We start from the raw sequence: 15,980 nt of genomic DNA, 5'->3' as shown, positions 1-15,980 counted from the left end.
GCGACGCACGCGCTCACGCTCGCGCGCTCAGCTGCCAGCCGCGCTCAGGCGTCCTTGCTGCCGCTCGCCGGCGCCGTTGTGACGGCCGACATCACCGCGTGACCACCGAACTGGTTGCGCATCGCCGCCAGCAGCTTGTCGGTGAACGAATCCTTGTCGCGCGAGCGCAGGCGTTCCATCAACGACAACGTGATGACCGGCGCCGAGACTTCCAGATCGATCGCCTCGGCCACCGTCCAGCGCCCTTCGCCGGAATCGGCCACGAAGGGCGCGATACCTCCCATGGTCGGGTTGTGTCGCAGCGCATCGGCCGTCAGGTCCAGCAGCCAGGAGCGCACCACGCTGCCGTCGCGCCAGATCTCCGAGACCTGATGCAGATCCAGCGCAAAATCGGTCTTGTGCTGCAGCAGCGCGAAGCCCTCGGCATAGGCCTGCATCATTCCGTATTCGATGCCGTTGTGGACCATCTTGGTGAAGTGACCGGCGCCGCTCGGGCCCACCCGCCCCCACCCCTTGTCCGGAGCAGGCGCCAGCGTGGCCAGGATCGGATGCAACGTGGTCACCGCGGCCTCGTCGCCACCGACCATCAGGCTGTAGCCTTCCTGCAGGCCCCAGACACCCCCACTGGTGCCGCAGTCGACGAAGGCGATGCCGCTGGCCTGCAGCTGCTCGGCGCGGCGCTGCGAATCCTTGTAATACGAGTTGCCACCATCCACGACGATGTCGCCGGCCTGCAGCAGCGGTACCAGTTGCGCCAGGGTGTCATCGACGATCTTGCCGGCGGGCACCATCAACCACACCACCTTTGGCTGCGGCAATGCGGACACCAGCGCTTCCAGCGCCTCGGCAGTGACGATGCCCTTGGCCTGTGCGCTGCTGCGCGCGCTCGCGCCCGGATCGTAACCATGCACACGATGCCCGCCACGCACCAGACGCTCGGCCATGTTGGCGCCCATCCGGCCCAAGCCCACCATACCCAGTTCCATGAATCGCTCCTCGTGTTCTGATCAGTGCAGGGTGCCATGCCCGCTGTAGATTGGTGTGTTGGAATTCTCAATGGATTGTTCCGTCACGGCGTTGCCGCTGCACTGCTGCAGCTGCCAGTCGATCCATCGCCGGTACAGGCTGCTGTGCAGGTTGTGCAGGGTCAGATCGATCGCGTACGGCGTGCGTGGGTTGCGGTCGAGCAACCGCGCCACGTGGTAGCCGATCGGCTTGACTCCCTTGGGATGCACGTAGACCTGGAATTGGCGATAGAACGGATCGTCCAGCAGCTCCTGCACCTGTTGCAGTCGTGTCTGCTGCTGCGGATCGAGACTGACGCGCAGGCGCGCATCGCGCTCGTAGAGCAGCCGCTCGAATCTGCGCTTGCCCGGCCCGCGCAACGACCTGGCCAGTTCCCAGATCCTGCGGTTGAGCGCATCGTAGTAGGCGAACCCGCCATGCCGCGCCAGCGCCTGTGCCGCCGCATCGCCCACATCCACCACCACGAAGTTCTCGGCCTGGTTATGGATATCGTCCAGATAGCGCTTGTCGAAGACGTGCGCGATGAAACCCGGTGCGCCTACGAAGGCTTGCCGCCCCAGTTGCGAGGTCTTGACCGCCTTGCCGTCGGCGAAGAATTCGCCAGCGTGCGCGCCGAGCAGGATGCTGTCGGTGTCGTGCAAGGTCAGGAACGTGCCGATCGACAGCTCGCCAGGCGTGAACGCGCGATCGAATCCCGCATCGCCATACAGCTCGCGCTGGGTGGCGAGCTGGGCCACTTGCCGCCCCACCCCGCACTCGGAACGCACGTGACCGCGATAGAACGCATCCAGCGCCCGCGCATTGCTGGCGGCCGGCTGATAGCCTCGGCCGAAGCTACGGAATCGGCTCCATCCCTGTGCGGCAGCACCGCGCCAGCCGAAGCCGATCCAGCCCAGTTGCAGCGCTGAGAAACGGTAGTGCGGATTGTCCTGCAGCCGGGTGACGGCGCGGCGGGTGGCCGCGCCGAGTTCGAACCCGTAAGCGCACAGCGTTGCGGGGTCGTCCAGCAACCTCTCGAACATCACATGGCGCTGCCCGGCGCTCCAGCCGACGGGCAGGCTGATCTGCAGATCGCCAGCCGCCTGCGCCTGCGCGAGCGAGGCGCGCGTGCATGGCGCTCCGCGCTGGATCGCCACGGTGTCGATCGCGGCATGCTGGATCCGCCAACCCAGCCGGCGCAGCAACAGCTCCACGCAGTCGCTCCCTGCGGCATCGGTCACCGGCGCCGACGTGATGGCAGCCGCGTGCGGAACCTGCACGATGAGCAGGAGCGTGGCGCACAGCAGTGCCTGGACGCGAGGCCGCATCGCGGCAGTGGGCCTCACCACCGCACCGCATGCCGGATCCATCCATCCGACAAGGTGCAATTGCTGATTGCCATGGACTTGCTGTAACGCATCGTTATGTCGTGGACAGGGCAGCGGTGCTGCCGGCTGGATTGAAAAAGCCCCGGCATGGCCGGGGCTCGCAGACATCGGTGCAGACCGCTCTTCAGCGGCGGATCGGCGCTCAGCGGCGTTCGCAGACGCGCTCGACCTGGCGGTTGCCGTTGGCTTGTTGGCGATTGCCCTGAATGGCGCGCCCCGCCATGCCGCCGCCCACTGCACCCGCCACCGTGGCGAGCTTCTTGCCGTTGCCGCCGCCGACCTGGTTACCGAGCAAGCCGCCGATGGCAGCACCGGCCAGCGTACCGCCGATCCGGTTCGGGTCGGTGGAATTCTTCTGCACTTCGACGTTCCTGCAACGCACGCGCGTGCCGTCGGAGAACCTGCGGCCTTCGTCGGCTTCCGAGTAGCGGCCCTGGTCCGAATACCGCTGCGCCTGCGCAAACGTGCTCGTGGCCATCAGGCCGATCATGGTCATGCCCAGCAGGGAAGTACGCATCTTCATCGTCAATCTCCATCATCCTCGCCCACTCGGCGAGCCATGGCCGGAACTCTGTTCGCGGGTTCGAGAACGTAACGTGAAACGTGCCGATCGTTATTCAGCCCACGGAGCGATGCATGAACTCCGCGTCACGGCGTCGCGGGTTCGCTGCGCGGCTCCTGAGCCGGCGCAGGCGGCGGGTCCTGCGCCTCCACTGGTAGCGGCGCTACCGGCGGCTGCGCCACGACCGCAGGGGTGGGCGCTGCGGCAGGCGGCGCGGCGGGAGCAGGAGTAGGCGAGGCTGCCGGACGCGCCACCGCTGCCGGTGCAGCGGTCGCCGCGGGCGGCGCCTCGGTCACCTTCGGCAAATACGAATTCAGGCGTTCGAAGAAGCGCTTGTAGAAGGCCGCATCCTGCACGGTGGTGCTGGAGACGCGCACCAGCGAATCGCCGCTGCTGCCCACCGGCAGCGACAACGACCCCAGGACGCCCACCCCGACGCTGGCCGACGTCGAACTCTTCTTGAGCGCATAGCGGTCCTGCAGCGCGCTGACGAACACCTGCGCCTTGCCGTCGTCCTGGCTGGCGCAGGAAATGCGCAGGTTGAGCTGCTCGCTCTGCTCGGCTTCCTTGAGCTGGAAGTTCTTGCTGCCTTCCACACCGGCCGCATCCGCGCGCGTCACCGCGTAACCCTGACTCAACAGGACGCGCCGGGCCGCTTCGCAGGCCTGCGGCGAGGTTGCGGCAACATTGCGCGAATAGGTGTCGTCGGAATTGAACGACTCGCGCATCAGCATGCTGTCGCCCTTGCTGCCACCGCAGCCGGCCAGGGTCGCGAGGGTGCCGAGCAGCGCGCCGCGCGCAATCAGGGAAATACGAGACATGGCAAGATTCCATCATCCAGAACCGCGCAAAGGATAGCCGCAACCCATGTGGCCGCGGCGTCGCGCCGCCGCTCAGGGCATCGGCGGTTCATCCCCCGGCAGTTGCAGGTCCACCTGCAGCCGGCTGCCATCGGCACCGATGCGTTCGGCGCGCAGATAGTGATGCGCACGCACCGCCGCCAGCGCCACCGGCGCCTGGCAGGGCTCGCCCCACAGGCTCAGGGCGAAGCCCTGCGCCTGCAGCCAACTGGTCAGGCGGTCCCACACTGGCTGCTCCGGACCCAGCATCAGGTCCAGGTCGGCCGGCCCGTCCGGCACCGACGCGGGCGACTGCAGCCAGCGCGCGTAGCTGCCGTGCACCACCGCCGGCACCCCCAGCGCCTGCACCGCCTGCAGCAACTGCGCCGCCTGCGCCGGATCCAGACGCGCCCGGCAGTGCTGGAAGATCAGCGCGTATTCGTGGCTACGGTTGCTGTCGGTGCGTGCGTGCTCCACGCCGCCAGCCGGACGCTGGTAGCACAGCACGCGCTCCTCGCGCAGCGTGAACAGGCTGCCCAGGATCCGGCCCAGATCCCAGGCCTGCGGAATCGTGCGCCCGCCCAGCTGGACGTTCTCGACCATGACCACGCCGAATCCATCCGGCTTCAAGCGCCGCCGCAAGGCATGGAACACTGCGCGCATGCCTGCCAGATAGCCGGCGTAATCGGCGCTGTCGTACAACTGGCCCTGGGTTGCCGCGCCACGCCACTGGCAGCCGAAGTACGGCACGTTGGTCAGGCACAGATCGATCGCGGCGGCCGGTGACGTGTGCGCCAGACTGCCGACCCTGACCGGCGCTTCCACTCCCAGCCGCCGCAGACGCATGCACGCCGTCCTCGCCCGCTCCGCATCGACCTCCATGCCGTGCGCGTGGCGGCCTTCGATGGCGGCGGCCAGCAGTGTGGTGCCGAAGCCGCAGAACGGATCGAACACCTGCTCACCGGGCGAACTGAAGTGGCGCACGAACGGGCGCATCTGGTTGACCCACCCGCAGTCGCGGCCATGCAGCGGATCGGTGGCGCGCAGATCGTCCGGCAGGCCCCAGCGCGCATCGTCGGCACTGGGCATCCACCAGCTGCGCCGATCGAACTCATCCACCGTCCGCCTCCCACAGCACGTCGGCATCCGGATCCCAACCGGCGCACAGACGGCCGTTGGCGAAGAACACCAGCTTGTAGATGTCGCCGGTGGCATGACGCGCATGCATGGCCGCATAGTCGGCGCTTTCGAACACCACCTGCATGCCGTCGCCGGCGCGCAGGCGTACATTCCAGAAGTAATACCCTTCGGTCATGCCGTCGAGCTGCCAGTGCGTCCACCACGGCTGCTGCATGCAGTCGGCCAGCAACGGCTCCACGCCGATGCGCTGCTGTTCGATGTAGCGCCAGGTGCCGTTGCTGCGATATGCCTCGTCCAAGCGCGACAGTTCGCGGAAAATCACCTGGCTGGCACCGCAGCCGCGTGCCCACGCGATGTACCGTGCGACGTCCTCGGCGCTGCAGATGCCATCGCGCTGCACGATGCAGACCAGCCGCACCGGCAGGCGTTCGGCGATGCGGCGCGCGGTGTGCTCGAAGGTCGCCGCATCGGCGATGGGCTCGTCCGCTCGAAAGCGCATGATGGCATCGTTGCGCGCCTGCAGCGGATGGTGGCGCGACAACTCGATCCACGACAGCCGGAAGTCGCTCAGCGCATCGAGCAGGCGCCCTCCCTGCGCACGCGCCAGACCGGCACCGTTGCTGTAGAGCACACGCTGCTCGACCTGCGGGCCAGCAGCGGTTGCCGACAAGGTCTGCAGCAGTGCCTGCAGCCACTGCGCGTCGTCGGTCATCTCCAGGCCGGACAACGAATACGACAACGGCACCGCATGCAACACCTGCAACGCAGCACGCAGCTGGTCGAAGTACGCCGGGCCTGGTCGCAGCATGGACCCGGTCGGACCGCCGCCGTGCTGACGCAGGTTTTCCGAACAGAACCCGCAACGCGCCGAGCATGGCCGCACCGACGCATAGGGAGTGAACGTGACCGGCAGCGCGACCCGGTAGCCGCGTTCGCCGATCTGCAGCCGATGCCATCGGCCGCACTCGTCCTGCTGTGGTACCCGACGCTGCAGGCTGGGCACTGTGGCACGCAACCGCGCCAACAGCGGCGACGTGGACAGCGACGATGCGTCGTCGATGGCGGCGGACACGGTCATGCCAGCCTGCTGCCGATCAGCGGCGCGCGGCATCGGCGCGCGCACGCACCTGCTCCAGCGTCCATTCCTGCTGCATGACGCCGTTCTCCCACACCGTCACCAGGGCATCCTCGCAGCCGCTGCTTGCGGCCGACTCGTCGAGCAAGGCACTGCGGTAACTGCCGTCGCGTCGATCGCGCAACAAGGTCAGCCGGCCGCGCTTGCTCTGCTTGCCCTGATCGGTGATCGGATCCTTGTAGACATCGATCCACTGCCCGTCCACGCGCACTGCCGAGCACTTGAGCGCGAACTTCTGCGTGTCGCGATCCACCTTCTGCAGCAACGCACCGCCCATGCCGAAGGCGACGTTGTCGGTGGCGTAACCTGCGGCCGTGATACGTTCCAGAATCGCGCGCAGCGATAGCGGGTTGATGCCATCGCCCTGGATCACGCGCACGTGGTTGAGCACCTTGTAGCCCTTGCCGTTAAGCCGGTGGCCGAACGCCTCGTCCAGCAGCAACAGGCACTGTTCGACCACGTCCACCGGATCGCCCGAATCGGGGCGGATCACCACCGTGGCGCCGGAGCCGATGATCTGCTCGCGCAAGGTGGTGCCCCAATGCTCGCGGATGGCGCGATAGATGTCGTAGCTGTCAGACACCACCGCCACCACGGAACCGGGCCGCGCGAACTGGGTCAGCATATTGCGGTACGCATCGACCTCGCGCTCGCGGCCCCAGCTGGTGATGGTGCTGTGCTCGGCCGCCGGAATCGAAAAGCCTGCCACCGGGGTGTGGTAATGCGCACGTGCCAGCAGCAACGCCGACAAGGTATCGGTACCGAGGAAATTGACCAGGTGCGCCGCGCCGCCCAGGGCTGCGGAGCCGAGGCTGGACACGCCGCGCGCACCGAAGTCGTGCAGCTTGAACGGCAGCTGCCCTTCCGGATCGTCGCTGGTGAGCTCCAGGTACTCGCGCACGGTCTGCTTCACCTGCCAGCTCACCGTGGCCACCGTCACCGGATACCACACACGCAGCAGCAGGGTCTCCAGATAAGACGGCACCCAGAATGCCCTGGCGTCGGTCGATTCGATCGTCATCAGCACGTGATGCGTAGGCACCACCGTGCCTTCAGGCACCGCGCGGATGCGGATCGGCAACTGCCCGCCCAGGCGATCGACGATGTCGCGCCAACCGGCTTCGTTGAAGGGTTCGCCGTGCGCGGCCAGCAAGGCCTTCGCATCGTCGATGTCGGCATGCGTCACCGGCCGGTTGATCGCTTCCTTCAGGATCGATTGCAACCCGAAGAACACGGTCTGGTCGTAGAGGCCGCCACGCGATTCGACGTAGAAGAACGAGGCGTCGGTACCGGGCGGGTATTGCAGCCAGTGGCTGGCCTTGTAGCTGTCGGTATTGAGCAGCAGGTTATCGAGGTAATGCATGACGGAAGCTCCTTCGCGTCGAGTGAACCGGCAGTCTGTCCGCCGGTGGAAGGTCACGCTGCAGGCAAGGGATGGACGGGCGGCCGTTGTGCATCGGTGGCAACCCGCACGCGCCCTCGCTCTCAGCCGCGACCCAGGAAGAATTCGAGAATATGCAGGTGGTCTTCGTACAGGCGCGGGCCCATCGCCATGACTTCGGCGATCGGAATCCAGCGCGCCTTGTCGGCATCGTCGCCGCCGCGTACCGCAGGCAAGTCGCCCGCGGGGAATTCGAAGTGGAAGGCATGGGTGATGGTGCGACCGCGCAGGCTACGCTCGGGGTGATCGAACACCTGACGACCGCGCAGCGAGCCCTTGAGCACCGGCACTGGCACCTTGAGCCGGGTTTCCTCGCGCAGCTCACGCAGACAACCATCCAGCAGGCCTTCGTCCTGGCCAACGAAGCCGCCCGGCAGTGCCCATAGCCCCTTGCCCGGCTCGGCACGCCGCCGCACCAGCAGCACGTGCCCCGAATGCACCACCACCGCATCGGTGGTGACGAAGGTCGGCGGATACGGCGCGTCCTTCCACGCCGCACGGTAGTGCTCGATGAAGCGGTATTCGGCCACCAGCTGCGCGTAGCTGGGCGAATTGCGCCGGAACGCTTCCAGCATGTCGTACACCGGCGTCGGCACATTGCCGCGCAACATCAACAGCCCGCCATGGAAACCGATGTCGCCGGCCTCGAACAGATAACGGCGCAGTTCAGTGGCCGACAAGGTCGCGGTGTGCTGCACGTCTTCCAGCGGCCACTGCGGAAACTCGCGCAGGTAATAACTGCTGGCATCCTTGTCCATGCCGATCAGGCCGATGCGCGCGTCGGTTGCACCACCATCGGCCTGTACCGACTCGGCGACCTGGCGCTGCACCTCGGCGATCCACAGGCTTTCGTTGTAGAGGTGATCGCGCAGCGGGCGCAGGATCAATCGCTGGCTCTGCTCCGGCAATGCGGATTCGATCATCACCGCGCGCTCGGCAACGGTCCAGGGATTGCGGATGGTACGCGGCGTATCGGCGGAGCCGATCAGCACGATGAGTTTGTTGGCCAGGCCCAGCGCGTGTTGGGCAACGGCGGCGTGGCCGTTATGAAAGGGCTCGAAACGCCCGATGAACACGAGATAGTCGTACGGTGCTGCCATGAGAATCCCTCACGGTTGATTGGTTCGCCAGCGGTCTGTCCGTAGGCTTGATGCGCATGCTACGCCGATGCGCAGCGGCGTCAAGCCGGCGGCGCAGTCGCCAACATCCCGGTCATCCGCACGCCTTAGACTGGCGCGCAGGCCACCTGGTGCTGCCCACATGTCTCGTCTATCGCTCCGTGTCGTCATGCACTCCCTGTGCGCTGCCGTCGTCGCGCTGTGCATCGCACTGCCGACATTGGCAGCACCTGCTCCCGCACCGCTGCGGGCGATGTCGTTCAATGTCCGCGTACCGGTCGACACCGACGGCGACAAGCGCTGGACGGTACGCCGCAACGCGATGGTCGCGCTGCTCCGGCAGACCCACCCCGATGTGATCGGCACGCAGGAATTGGTGCGCGAACAGGCGGACTATCTCGCATCGCAGTTGCCTGACTATCGCTGGTTCGGCAGGGGGCGTCGCGCCGACGGCAGCGACGAACACATGGGGGTGTTGTATGACCACCACGCGCTGAGGGTGGTCGAATCGGGCGACTTCTGGCTGTCGGAAACGCCCGAGGTGCCGGGCAGCAGCAGTTGGGAGACGGACCTGCCACGCATGGTGACCTGGGCGCTGTTCGAGCGTCGGCGCGACAAGCGCCGCTTCTACCTGTTGAACACGCACCTGCCGCACCGCGATCAGGACGAGCCGGCACGCGAACAGGGCGCGCGACTGATCCTGTCGCACATCGCACGGTTGCCTGCGGACATTCCGGTGGTGCTGACCGGTGATTTCAACAGCGATCCGGACCATCGTACCCACCGCTTGCTCACGGCGGTGCTGAACGATGCGCGTGTCGGGGCGCCCAGGCGCAATGGCCCGGAAAACACCTTCCAGGGCTTCGGCACGGCGCCCACCCGCCGTCTCGACTGGATCCTGTTCCGCGGACTGATACCCACGCAGTTCAGCACCCTGGATGCGCGACCCGGCGGCGTCCTGCCGTCCGATCATTACCCGGTGCTGGCCGAATTCGCCTGGCCACGCTGAGCGGCCGCGCATGGCCGCGACGCTGCGCCGGGCCTGCCATCACACCGCCGGGAGATCCGCCCCGACCGCGCTGGCCTGCAGCCAGTCCAGCAAAGCCTGCAAGGTGGGAGAGCCCTCGCGCCACACGATGGACAAGCTGCGGCTGGCCCAGGCTTCGTCCAGCGGTATCGCCACCAGCGCCTGCCCGACACTGGAACGCAGCAACGCCACCTGCGGCACGATCGCCACGCCCACGCCCCGTGCCAGCATGCGGCAAAGCGTCTCGATGCCGGGCACGCGCGCGCGCACGCGCAGCTGCACACCGGCCCTGGCCAGATGCGTGCGCAGGTGACGTTGCAAGGCGTTGTCGGCCGACAGCGCCAACAGCTGCAGATCGGCGATATCGGCCAGCCGCACGCTGCCCGCAGCGGCCAGCCGATGCCCGGCCGCTACCGCCACGACCAGGCGATCGGCGCGGAACGGGCGCCGCTGCAGGCCGGTGAAATCGGCATGTCCGGCCACAATGGCCAGATCCGCACGCTCGTCGCGCACCGCATCCGCCGCCTCTTCGCTGCCCTGCTCGGCCAGGGTGAGGTCCACCCGTGGATGGGCGATCAGGAAATCGGCCAGGCATTCGGGCAAGCCTTCCGACAACGCGGCGGTATTGGCGGCCAGGCGCAAGGTGACCTGCCCGCCCGGCCCGTAGTCGCCCAGTTCGCTGCGCATCGCCTGCTCCTGCCGTGCCAGCACCCGCGCGTGCCGCAGCAGCACCTGGCCGGCAGCGGTCAGCGTCACACCGCGCCGACCGCGCTCGAACAGGGCCGCCCCGACCTGCAGCTCGAGCGCGCGAATGCGCGCGCTGACCGCCGCCAGCGACAACGCCGCCCGATCGGCGCCGGCGGTGATGCTGCCGGCCTCGGCCACCGCCACGAAGATCCGCAGATCGACCAGCTCCACCTGCATGTTCATCCCTCAGCCTTCGGCCTGGCCGAAGTCTGCCTCAAACAAACACAGCTTGTCCGGAAGCCGGTAGCCGCCGGATCCTCGCCGGCATGCATGCACACATGTCTCAGTGGATCCTGGTCGCCGCGGTGTTTCTGCTGGCCGGCGCGGTGAAGGGCGTTGCCGGAATGGGGCTGCCGACGGTCGCCATGGGCCTGCTCGGGCTCTGGCTGCCGCCGACCCAGGCCGCCGCGCTGCTGGTGCTGCCTTCGCTGGTGACGAATCTGCAGCAGGCCTGGGGGCCCGCACCCGGCGCCCTGCTGCGGCGGCTCTGGCCGCTGCTGAGCATGATCGTGGTCGGCACCTGGCTCAGCGTGGACGTGATGATCGACGGCGACCCCAGCCACCTGCGCGCCGGCCTGGGCATCCTGCTGATGCTGTACGCCTTGCTGGGACTCGCTCGCTGGCAGTGGACGCTGCCCGCGCGCCACGAGCGCTGGGCCGGGCCGCTGGCGGGACTGGCCAGCGGCCTGCTCAGCGGCGCCACCGGCGTGCTGGTACTGCCGGCGCTGCCGTACCTGTCCTCGCTCGCACTGCCGCGCGACATCCTGATCCGCGCGCTGGCGTGTTGTTTCGGAACCGCCACGCTGGCGTTGGCGATCGCACTGGTCTGGCGCGGCGGTGCGCCGCTATCGGCCGGCCTGCCGTCGCTGCTGGCGCTGCTTCCGACCGCGCTGGGGCTGTGGGCAGGCGCCCGGGTCCGTCGCCGCATCTCTGCCGAGACGTTCCGGCGGGTGTTCTTCGGCACCCTGCTGGCGCTTGGCCTGCAGGCCTGCTGGCAGGCGCTGGGATGAGGGGGCCGAGTGCGGCGATGATCGCCACGGGCACCGCCTGCCGGCGCTTGCCCCATCAGGCAGTGGCCGCGCTCCTGGCGTAATGGAGAACGCCACCGGCGGGCGGTGGCGTCGATGTCCTGCGCAGCCCGGGAATCAGTCTGCCCAGCTGCCGGGCGCAGTGGACTGCGGGAGCACCTGTGCCGACAACGGCCGGTCCTGCGACAGCAGCCCCAGCGCATCGGCCAGGATCGCCGCCGATTCGTGCAGCAGCGGATCGGGACGCTTCTCGGCAGCCTTCTCGCGCGCGGTGTCCTTGACGATGTCGCGCTCGTTGCCGGTCAGCCCGTCGTCGGCGTCATCGGCCAGCGGATCCAGCGGCAGCCCCAATTGCTTGCGGATCTGCTGACGGTCCTTGCGCTGCTGATCCTGCTTCTTGCGCTCGGCCACGCGCTCGGCTTCGTTCAACGAGATGTACTTCTTGGCCTTCTCGTCACGGAACTGCTTGACGTCCTCCTCCCACCACTGGAACTCCTTGTCGCTGGCGATGCGCGTGGAGTGCAGCGTCTGCAGCTTGGGCAGCAAGGGGGCGAAATTGCCGTACTGGGTATGCGGCACGGCGGCGATGCGCGTCCACGGCAAGGCGTTGTCGTAGGTGCTTTCGCCGAACTCGGTGGCATCCACGCTGGCCGGGAACGCGATGTCGGGCACTACGCCCTTGTGCTGGGTACTGGAGCCACTGATACGGAAGAACTGCGCGATCGTCAGCTTGACCTGCCCGTAGCGCTGACCTTCGGCGGCCGGCCAACGGTCCAGGTCGACGATGTTCTGCACGGTGCCCTTGCCGAAGCTGGTTTCACCGATCACCAGGCCACGGCCGTAGTCCTGGATGGCGCCAGCAAAAATCTCCGACGCCGAGGCCGAGCCACGATTGATCAACACGCCCAGCGGACCATCCCAGGCGACCTTGGGATTGCTGTCGCCGTTGACGGTGACGCGGCCGCCGGACTCGCGCACCTGCACCACCGGGCCCTGCTCGATGAACAGGCCGGTCAGTTCGATGGCCTCGTCCAGCGAACCGCCACCGTTGTTGCGCAGGTCCAGCACCACGCCGTCGACCTTGTCGGTCTTGAAGCCGGCCAGCAGCTTGGCGACGTCGCGCGTTGCCGAGGCATAGTCGGCCGCGTTGCGGCGACGCCCTTCGAAATCCTGGTAGAAGCCCGGCAGCTTGATGATGCCGATGCGGCGTTCCGGCTCGCTGCCCTTGGCAGGCAAGGTGATGGTTTCGCCCTTGGCAGCCTGTTCGGCTAGGCGGACCTTCTGCCGGGTCAAGGTCAGGGTGCGGTGCGCGCCATCGATGCCCAGTTCGGCCGGAATGTATTCCAGGCGCACCTGGGTGTCCTTGCTGCCCTTGATCTTCTCGACCACGTCGTCGATGCGCCAACCGATGACGTCTTCGATCACGCCATTCTTGCCCTGCCCCACGCCCACGATGCGGTCGCCGGGCTTGAGCGTTCCGTTCACGGCCGCCGGACCGCCGGGGATCACCTCGCGGATCACCACCATGTCTTCCTGCTTCTGCAGCTGCGCGCCGATTCCTTCCAGCGACAGCGACATCTGCTGGTTGAAGCGTTCGGCGGTACGCGGCGTGAAGTAATCGGTGTGCGGATCCACCGCGTTGGTGTAGGCGTTGACGAAGAACTGGAACACATCCTCGCCCTTGAGCTCGTTGACCGAGTCGGCCAGCGTGGCGTACCGCTTGTCCAGGGTCTTGCGAATGTCTTCCGGCTTCTTGCCGGCCAGCTTCAGACGCAGCCAGTCGTTCATCACCGACTGCCGCCACAGCACGTCCAGCTGCTTGTCGTCGGCCGCCCACGGCACGTCCTTGCGGTCGTACTCGAACTTGTCGCTGCCGGTGAAATCGAAATCCTGCTTGAGCAGGTCGCGCGCGTACTTGACGCGCTGGTCGACGCGCTTCTTGTACACCGAGAACACCTGGAACGCCGGTTCCAGCTTGCCGCCCCGCAAGGCATCGCTCACGCCGGCCTTCAGCGGCGCGAAACTGTCCACATCGGCCTGGGTGAAAAACTGCTTGCCGCCATCCAGCGTTTCCAGATACCGCTTGAACACGTCCTGGGCCATCGCCTCGTCCAGCGTACGCGGACGATAGGCGTAACGGCTGTCCGACAGCAGCCCGAAGACGAGTTTGGTGGCGGTCGCCTGCTCGGGCGTGGCAGCCGCGGGCAACGCGGTATCGGCACGGGCGAGCAACGCCATCGGAGTGGTCAACACCAGCGCCAGCAGGCCGGCCTTCATGGACGCAGAAACGTTGTAGGTCATCGAATGGCTCTCGGCGCAAGGCCGACGAAAAGGCGGTGAACGGATCGGACAGCATGACAGTGCCGAAAGTTGCTGGCGTTGTCATCCACTGGCTGAATCAGCCTAGCGCCGGGCCTGTAGCGGATTGTGAACGCGGCCGTACCCTGGGCGGCGGAAGCCGCCGGCAGATGCGACACGGCCCCGCGCTGGGCGGGGCCGTGTCCGATCCATTCGCTGACGTACCGCACAAACCGCTTCGCGTACGCGCGGGCTCGGTGTCTCAGGCAGCGACGCCGGCGCCGGCTGCCTGCCGGTCGGCGTGATACGACGAGCGCACCATCGGGCCCGACGCCACATGGCTGAAGCCCAGCGCGTTGCCGTACTCCTCCAGCGCCTGATATTCCTCCGGCGTCCAGTAGCGCATCACCGGGTGGTGGTGCGGCGTCGGCTGCAGATACTGGCCGATGGTGATCATGTCCACGTCGTGCGCACGCAGGTCGCGCAAGGTGGCCTGCACCTGCTCCATGGTTTCGCCCAGGCCAAGCATGATGCCGGACTTGGTGGCGATGGACGGGTGCTGCGCCTTGAAGCGCTGCAGCAGGGTCAGCGACCACTGGTAATCCGCGCCGGGACGCACGTTGGGGTACAGGTCCGGCACAGTCTCGATGTTGTGGTTGAACACGTCCGGCGGGCTCAGCGCCAGGATCTCCAGCGCGCGGTCCATGCGGCCCTTGCCGCGGAAATCCGGGGTCAGGATCTCGATGCGGGTCTTGGGCGAACTGGCGCGAATGGCCGAAATGCAGTCGACGAAGTGCTGGGCACCGCCGTCGCGCAGGTCGTCGCGATCCACGCTGGTCACCACCACGTATTTCAGGCCCATGTCGGCCACGGTGGTGGCCAGGCTGGCGGGCTCGTTGGCATCGGGCGGCTTGGGCCGGCCGTGCGCCACATCGCAGAACGAGCAGCGCCGCGTGCACACCTCGCCCAGGATCATGAAGGTGGCGGTGCCGTGGCTGAAGCACTCGTGGATGTTCGGGCAGCTGGCTTCCTCGCAGACCGTGACCAGGCGGTTTTCGCGCAGCTTGGCCTTGAGGTTCTGCACCGCATTGCCGGACGGAATGCGCACGCGGATCCACGACGGCTTGCGCAGCACCGGGGCATCGACGAACTGCACCGGCGAGCGATTGATCTTGTCGCCGCCGATCTGCTTGACGCCGGTCTGCAGCGGCGCAGGCGCGGCGGTGTCGCCGGAGACGACCTGCAGGGGAATGGAACGGGCGATAGGCTGGGTCATGACGTGGGCGCTCAGGCCGGAAGCGAAAGGTCGGGCAATGCGGAAGTGGGCTGCAACACGAGACCGAACTGGCGTGCCAGCTGATCGAGCAGCACCGCCTTGACGGCGTCCATCCCGGAAGGGCCACCCAAGTCTAGCACCGAGGTCACCTGCAGACCCTGGTAGCCGCAGGGGTTGATGCGCTGGAACGGTTCCAGGTCCATCGCCACGTTGAACGAGAGCCCATGGAAGGTGCAGCCACGCCGCACCCGGATGCCCAGTGCGGCGATCTTGGCCGCGCCGACGTAGACGCCGGGCGCGCCGTCGCGGCGTTCGGCACCGATGTTCCATTCGTCCAGCGTGTCGATCAGCGCCTGCTCGATCTTGCAGACGTAATCGCGCACGCCGATCTTGAGCCGGCGCAGATCCAGCAGCGGATAAACCACCAGTTGCCCGGGCCCGTGATAGGTCACCTGCCCACCACGATCGACCTGCAGCACCGGAATATCGCCCGGCGCCAAGACGTGCTCGGGCTTGCCGGCCTGGCCCAGGGTGAAGACTGGCGCGTGTTCGACCACCCATATCTCGTCGGACGTGCGTTCATCACGCGCATCGGTGAAACGCTGCATTGCACGCCACACCGGCGCGTAGTCCTGCCGACCGAGTTCGCGCAGCTGTGCCGGCGGGATGGCGACGGGCGCCGCGGCGGGTTCGGCCACTACAGCGTCCACTTCACTTCCGGGTGCTCGCGCAGCGCCTGATGCGCTGCGTCGAATTGCGCGCGGTTCTCGGCACGGAATCCGATCTTGACCGACACGTATTTGCCGCTGGAGGAATGCTTCCAGCTGATGCTTTCCTGCAGCAGCTCCACGCCGGTGGCGGCGAGCAGGCGCGGCAGTTCCGTCTCCAGGCCACGATCGGCCGCGCCCATGGCGCTGAGCTCGAAGGTGCCGGGGAATTGAAAGCCGTGGTCAGGGTTGTCAGAGCTGATGTCCAT

The 15,980-nt window shown here is 67.2% G+C and carries 15 protein-coding genes; 2 read left to right on the top strand and 13 right to left on the bottom strand.

The annotated features are described in order from the left end of the window. Nucleotides 1-44 precede the first annotated feature (44 nt). From gnd to LL962_RS12610, 8 genes are all read right to left on the bottom strand, one after another. A complete protein-coding gene (gene gnd, locus LL962_RS12645) occupies nt 45-986 on the bottom strand; it encodes a phosphogluconate dehydrogenase (NAD(+)-dependent, decarboxylating) (protein ID WP_228317142.1) in 942 nt (313 codons plus the stop codon). Nucleotides 987-1,007: 21 nt separating this feature from the next. Beyond that, nucleotides 1,008-2,333, bottom strand: a complete 1,326-nt coding sequence (locus LL962_RS12640) for a hypothetical protein (RefSeq protein WP_228317141.1) — start codon at nt 2,331-2,333, stop codon at nt 1,008-1,010. Nucleotides 2,334-2,535: 202 nt separating this feature from the next. Then, the gene (locus LL962_RS12635) at nt 2,536-2,916 is read right to left on the bottom strand and encodes a glycine zipper 2TM domain-containing protein (protein ID WP_104585757.1); all 381 of its coding nucleotides are present in this window, start codon (nt 2,914-2,916) and stop codon (nt 2,536-2,538) included. 125 nt (nt 2,917-3,041) lie between these two features. Next, nucleotides 3,042-3,776 carry a DUF2242 domain-containing protein gene (locus LL962_RS12630; RefSeq protein WP_228317140.1) on the bottom strand — a complete coding sequence of 245 codons (735 nt, stop codon included), beginning with the start codon at nt 3,774-3,776 and terminating at the stop codon, nt 3,042-3,044. 72 nt (nt 3,777-3,848) lie between these two features. Then, nucleotides 3,849-4,913 (bottom strand): DNA methyltransferase, encoded by a 1,065-nt coding sequence (locus tag LL962_RS12625; RefSeq protein WP_228317139.1) that lies wholly within the window; start codon nt 4,911-4,913, stop codon nt 3,849-3,851. Beyond that, the gene (locus LL962_RS12620; RefSeq protein ID WP_228317194.1) at nt 4,906-6,006 is read right to left on the bottom strand and encodes a hypothetical protein; all 1,101 of its coding nucleotides are present in this window, start codon (nt 6,004-6,006) and stop codon (nt 4,906-4,908) included. The genes LL962_RS12625 and LL962_RS12620 overlap by 8 nt, the downstream gene beginning before the upstream one ends. A 22-nt stretch (nt 6,007-6,028) precedes the next feature. Next, complete coding sequence (locus tag LL962_RS12615) at nt 6,029-7,432, bottom strand: nicotinate phosphoribosyltransferase (protein ID WP_228317138.1); 1,404 nt, start codon at nt 7,430-7,432, stop codon at nt 6,029-6,031. 122 nt (nt 7,433-7,554) lie between these two features. Then, nucleotides 7,555-8,610, bottom strand: a complete 1,056-nt coding sequence (locus LL962_RS12610; protein WP_228317137.1) for a bifunctional nicotinamide-nucleotide adenylyltransferase/Nudix hydroxylase — start codon at nt 8,608-8,610, stop codon at nt 7,555-7,557. 160 nt (nt 8,611-8,770) lie between these two features. Between LL962_RS12610 and LL962_RS12605 the strand changes: the two genes are divergently transcribed. Next, nucleotides 8,771-9,637 (top strand): endonuclease/exonuclease/phosphatase family protein, encoded by an 867-nt coding sequence (locus tag LL962_RS12605; RefSeq protein WP_228317136.1) that lies wholly within the window; start codon nt 8,771-8,773, stop codon nt 9,635-9,637. A 39-nt stretch (nt 9,638-9,676) separates the two neighbouring features. Here LL962_RS12605 and LL962_RS12600 read toward each other — a convergent pair whose 3' ends face one another. Then, nucleotides 9,677-10,585, bottom strand: coding sequence for a LysR family transcriptional regulator (locus tag LL962_RS12600; protein ID WP_228317135.1), 909 nt, complete (start codon nt 10,583-10,585; stop codon nt 9,677-9,679). A gap of 83 nt (nt 10,586-10,668) precedes the next feature. Here LL962_RS12600 and LL962_RS12595 point away from each other — a divergent pair, with 83 nt between their 5' ends. Beyond that, nucleotides 10,669-11,412 carry a sulfite exporter TauE/SafE family protein gene (locus LL962_RS12595; protein WP_228317134.1) on the top strand — a complete coding sequence of 248 codons (744 nt, stop codon included), beginning with the start codon at nt 10,669-10,671 and terminating at the stop codon, nt 11,410-11,412. A 135-nt stretch (nt 11,413-11,547) separates the two neighbouring features. On the opposite strand, the gene LL962_RS12590 is transcribed toward LL962_RS12595, so the two are convergent. The 4 genes from LL962_RS12590 to LL962_RS12575 form a co-directional block, all read right to left on the bottom strand. Then, nucleotides 11,548-13,707, bottom strand: coding sequence for a carboxy terminal-processing peptidase (locus tag LL962_RS12590; RefSeq protein ID WP_228317193.1), 2,160 nt, complete (start codon nt 13,705-13,707; stop codon nt 11,548-11,550). A 283-nt stretch (nt 13,708-13,990) separates the two neighbouring features. After that, complete coding sequence (gene lipA / locus LL962_RS12585; RefSeq protein WP_228317133.1) at nt 13,991-15,004, bottom strand: lipoyl synthase; 1,014 nt, start codon at nt 15,002-15,004, stop codon at nt 13,991-13,993. Nucleotides 15,005-15,015: 11 nt separating this feature from the next. Next, nucleotides 15,016-15,714, bottom strand: a complete 699-nt coding sequence (lipB, locus tag LL962_RS12580; RefSeq protein ID WP_228317132.1) for a lipoyl(octanoyl) transferase LipB — start codon at nt 15,712-15,714, stop codon at nt 15,016-15,018. Further along, on the bottom strand, nt 15,702-15,980 hold the full coding sequence (locus tag LL962_RS12575) for a YbeD family protein (protein ID WP_228317131.1): 279 nt from the start codon (nt 15,978-15,980) through the stop codon (nt 15,702-15,704). The genes lipB and LL962_RS12575 overlap by 13 nt, the downstream gene beginning before the upstream one ends.

The organism is Xanthomonas sp. NCPPB 1067 (assembly GCF_020783795.1).
Classification (GTDB): domain Bacteria; phylum Pseudomonadota; class Gammaproteobacteria; order Xanthomonadales; family Xanthomonadaceae; genus Xanthomonas; species Xanthomonas melonis.
This window is presented reverse-complemented; position numbering and strand designations above follow the sequence as displayed.

Coding starts and splice junctions, on each gene's coding strand:
- LL962_RS12590 (WP_228317193.1), bottom strand. CDS start 13,707: ATGAAGGCCGGCCTGCTGGCGCTGGTGTTGACCACTCCGATGGCGTTG.
- LL962_RS12605 (WP_228317136.1), top strand. CDS start 8,771: ATGTCTCGTCTATCGCTCCGTGTCGTCATGCACTCCCTGTGCGCTGCC.
- LL962_RS12635 (WP_104585757.1), bottom strand. CDS start 2,916: ATGAAGATGCGTACTTCCCTGCTGGGCATGACCATGATCGGCCTGATG.
- LL962_RS12630 (WP_228317140.1), bottom strand. CDS start 3,776: ATGTCTCGTATTTCCCTGATTGCGCGCGGCGCGCTGCTCGGCACCCTC.
- LL962_RS12615 (WP_228317138.1), bottom strand. CDS start 7,432: ATGCATTACCTCGATAACCTGCTGCTCAATACCGACAGCTACAAGGCC.
- LL962_RS12575 (WP_228317131.1), bottom strand. CDS start 15,980: ATGGACATCAGCTCTGACAACCCTGACCACGGCTTTCAATTCCCCGGC.
- lipA (WP_228317133.1), bottom strand. CDS start 15,004: ATGACCCAGCCTATCGCCCGTTCCATTCCCCTGCAGGTCGTCTCCGGC.
- gnd (WP_228317142.1), bottom strand. CDS start 986: ATGGAACTGGGTATGGTGGGCTTGGGCCGGATGGGCGCCAACATGGCC.
- LL962_RS12595 (WP_228317134.1), top strand. CDS start 10,669: ATGCATGCACACATGTCTCAGTGGATCCTGGTCGCCGCGGTGTTTCTG.
- LL962_RS12600 (WP_228317135.1), bottom strand. CDS start 10,585: ATGAACATGCAGGTGGAGCTGGTCGATCTGCGGATCTTCGTGGCGGTG.
- LL962_RS12610 (WP_228317137.1), bottom strand. CDS start 8,610: ATGGCAGCACCGTACGACTATCTCGTGTTCATCGGGCGTTTCGAGCCC.
- LL962_RS12640 (WP_228317141.1), bottom strand. CDS start 2,333: ATGCGGCCTCGCGTCCAGGCACTGCTGTGCGCCACGCTCCTGCTCATC.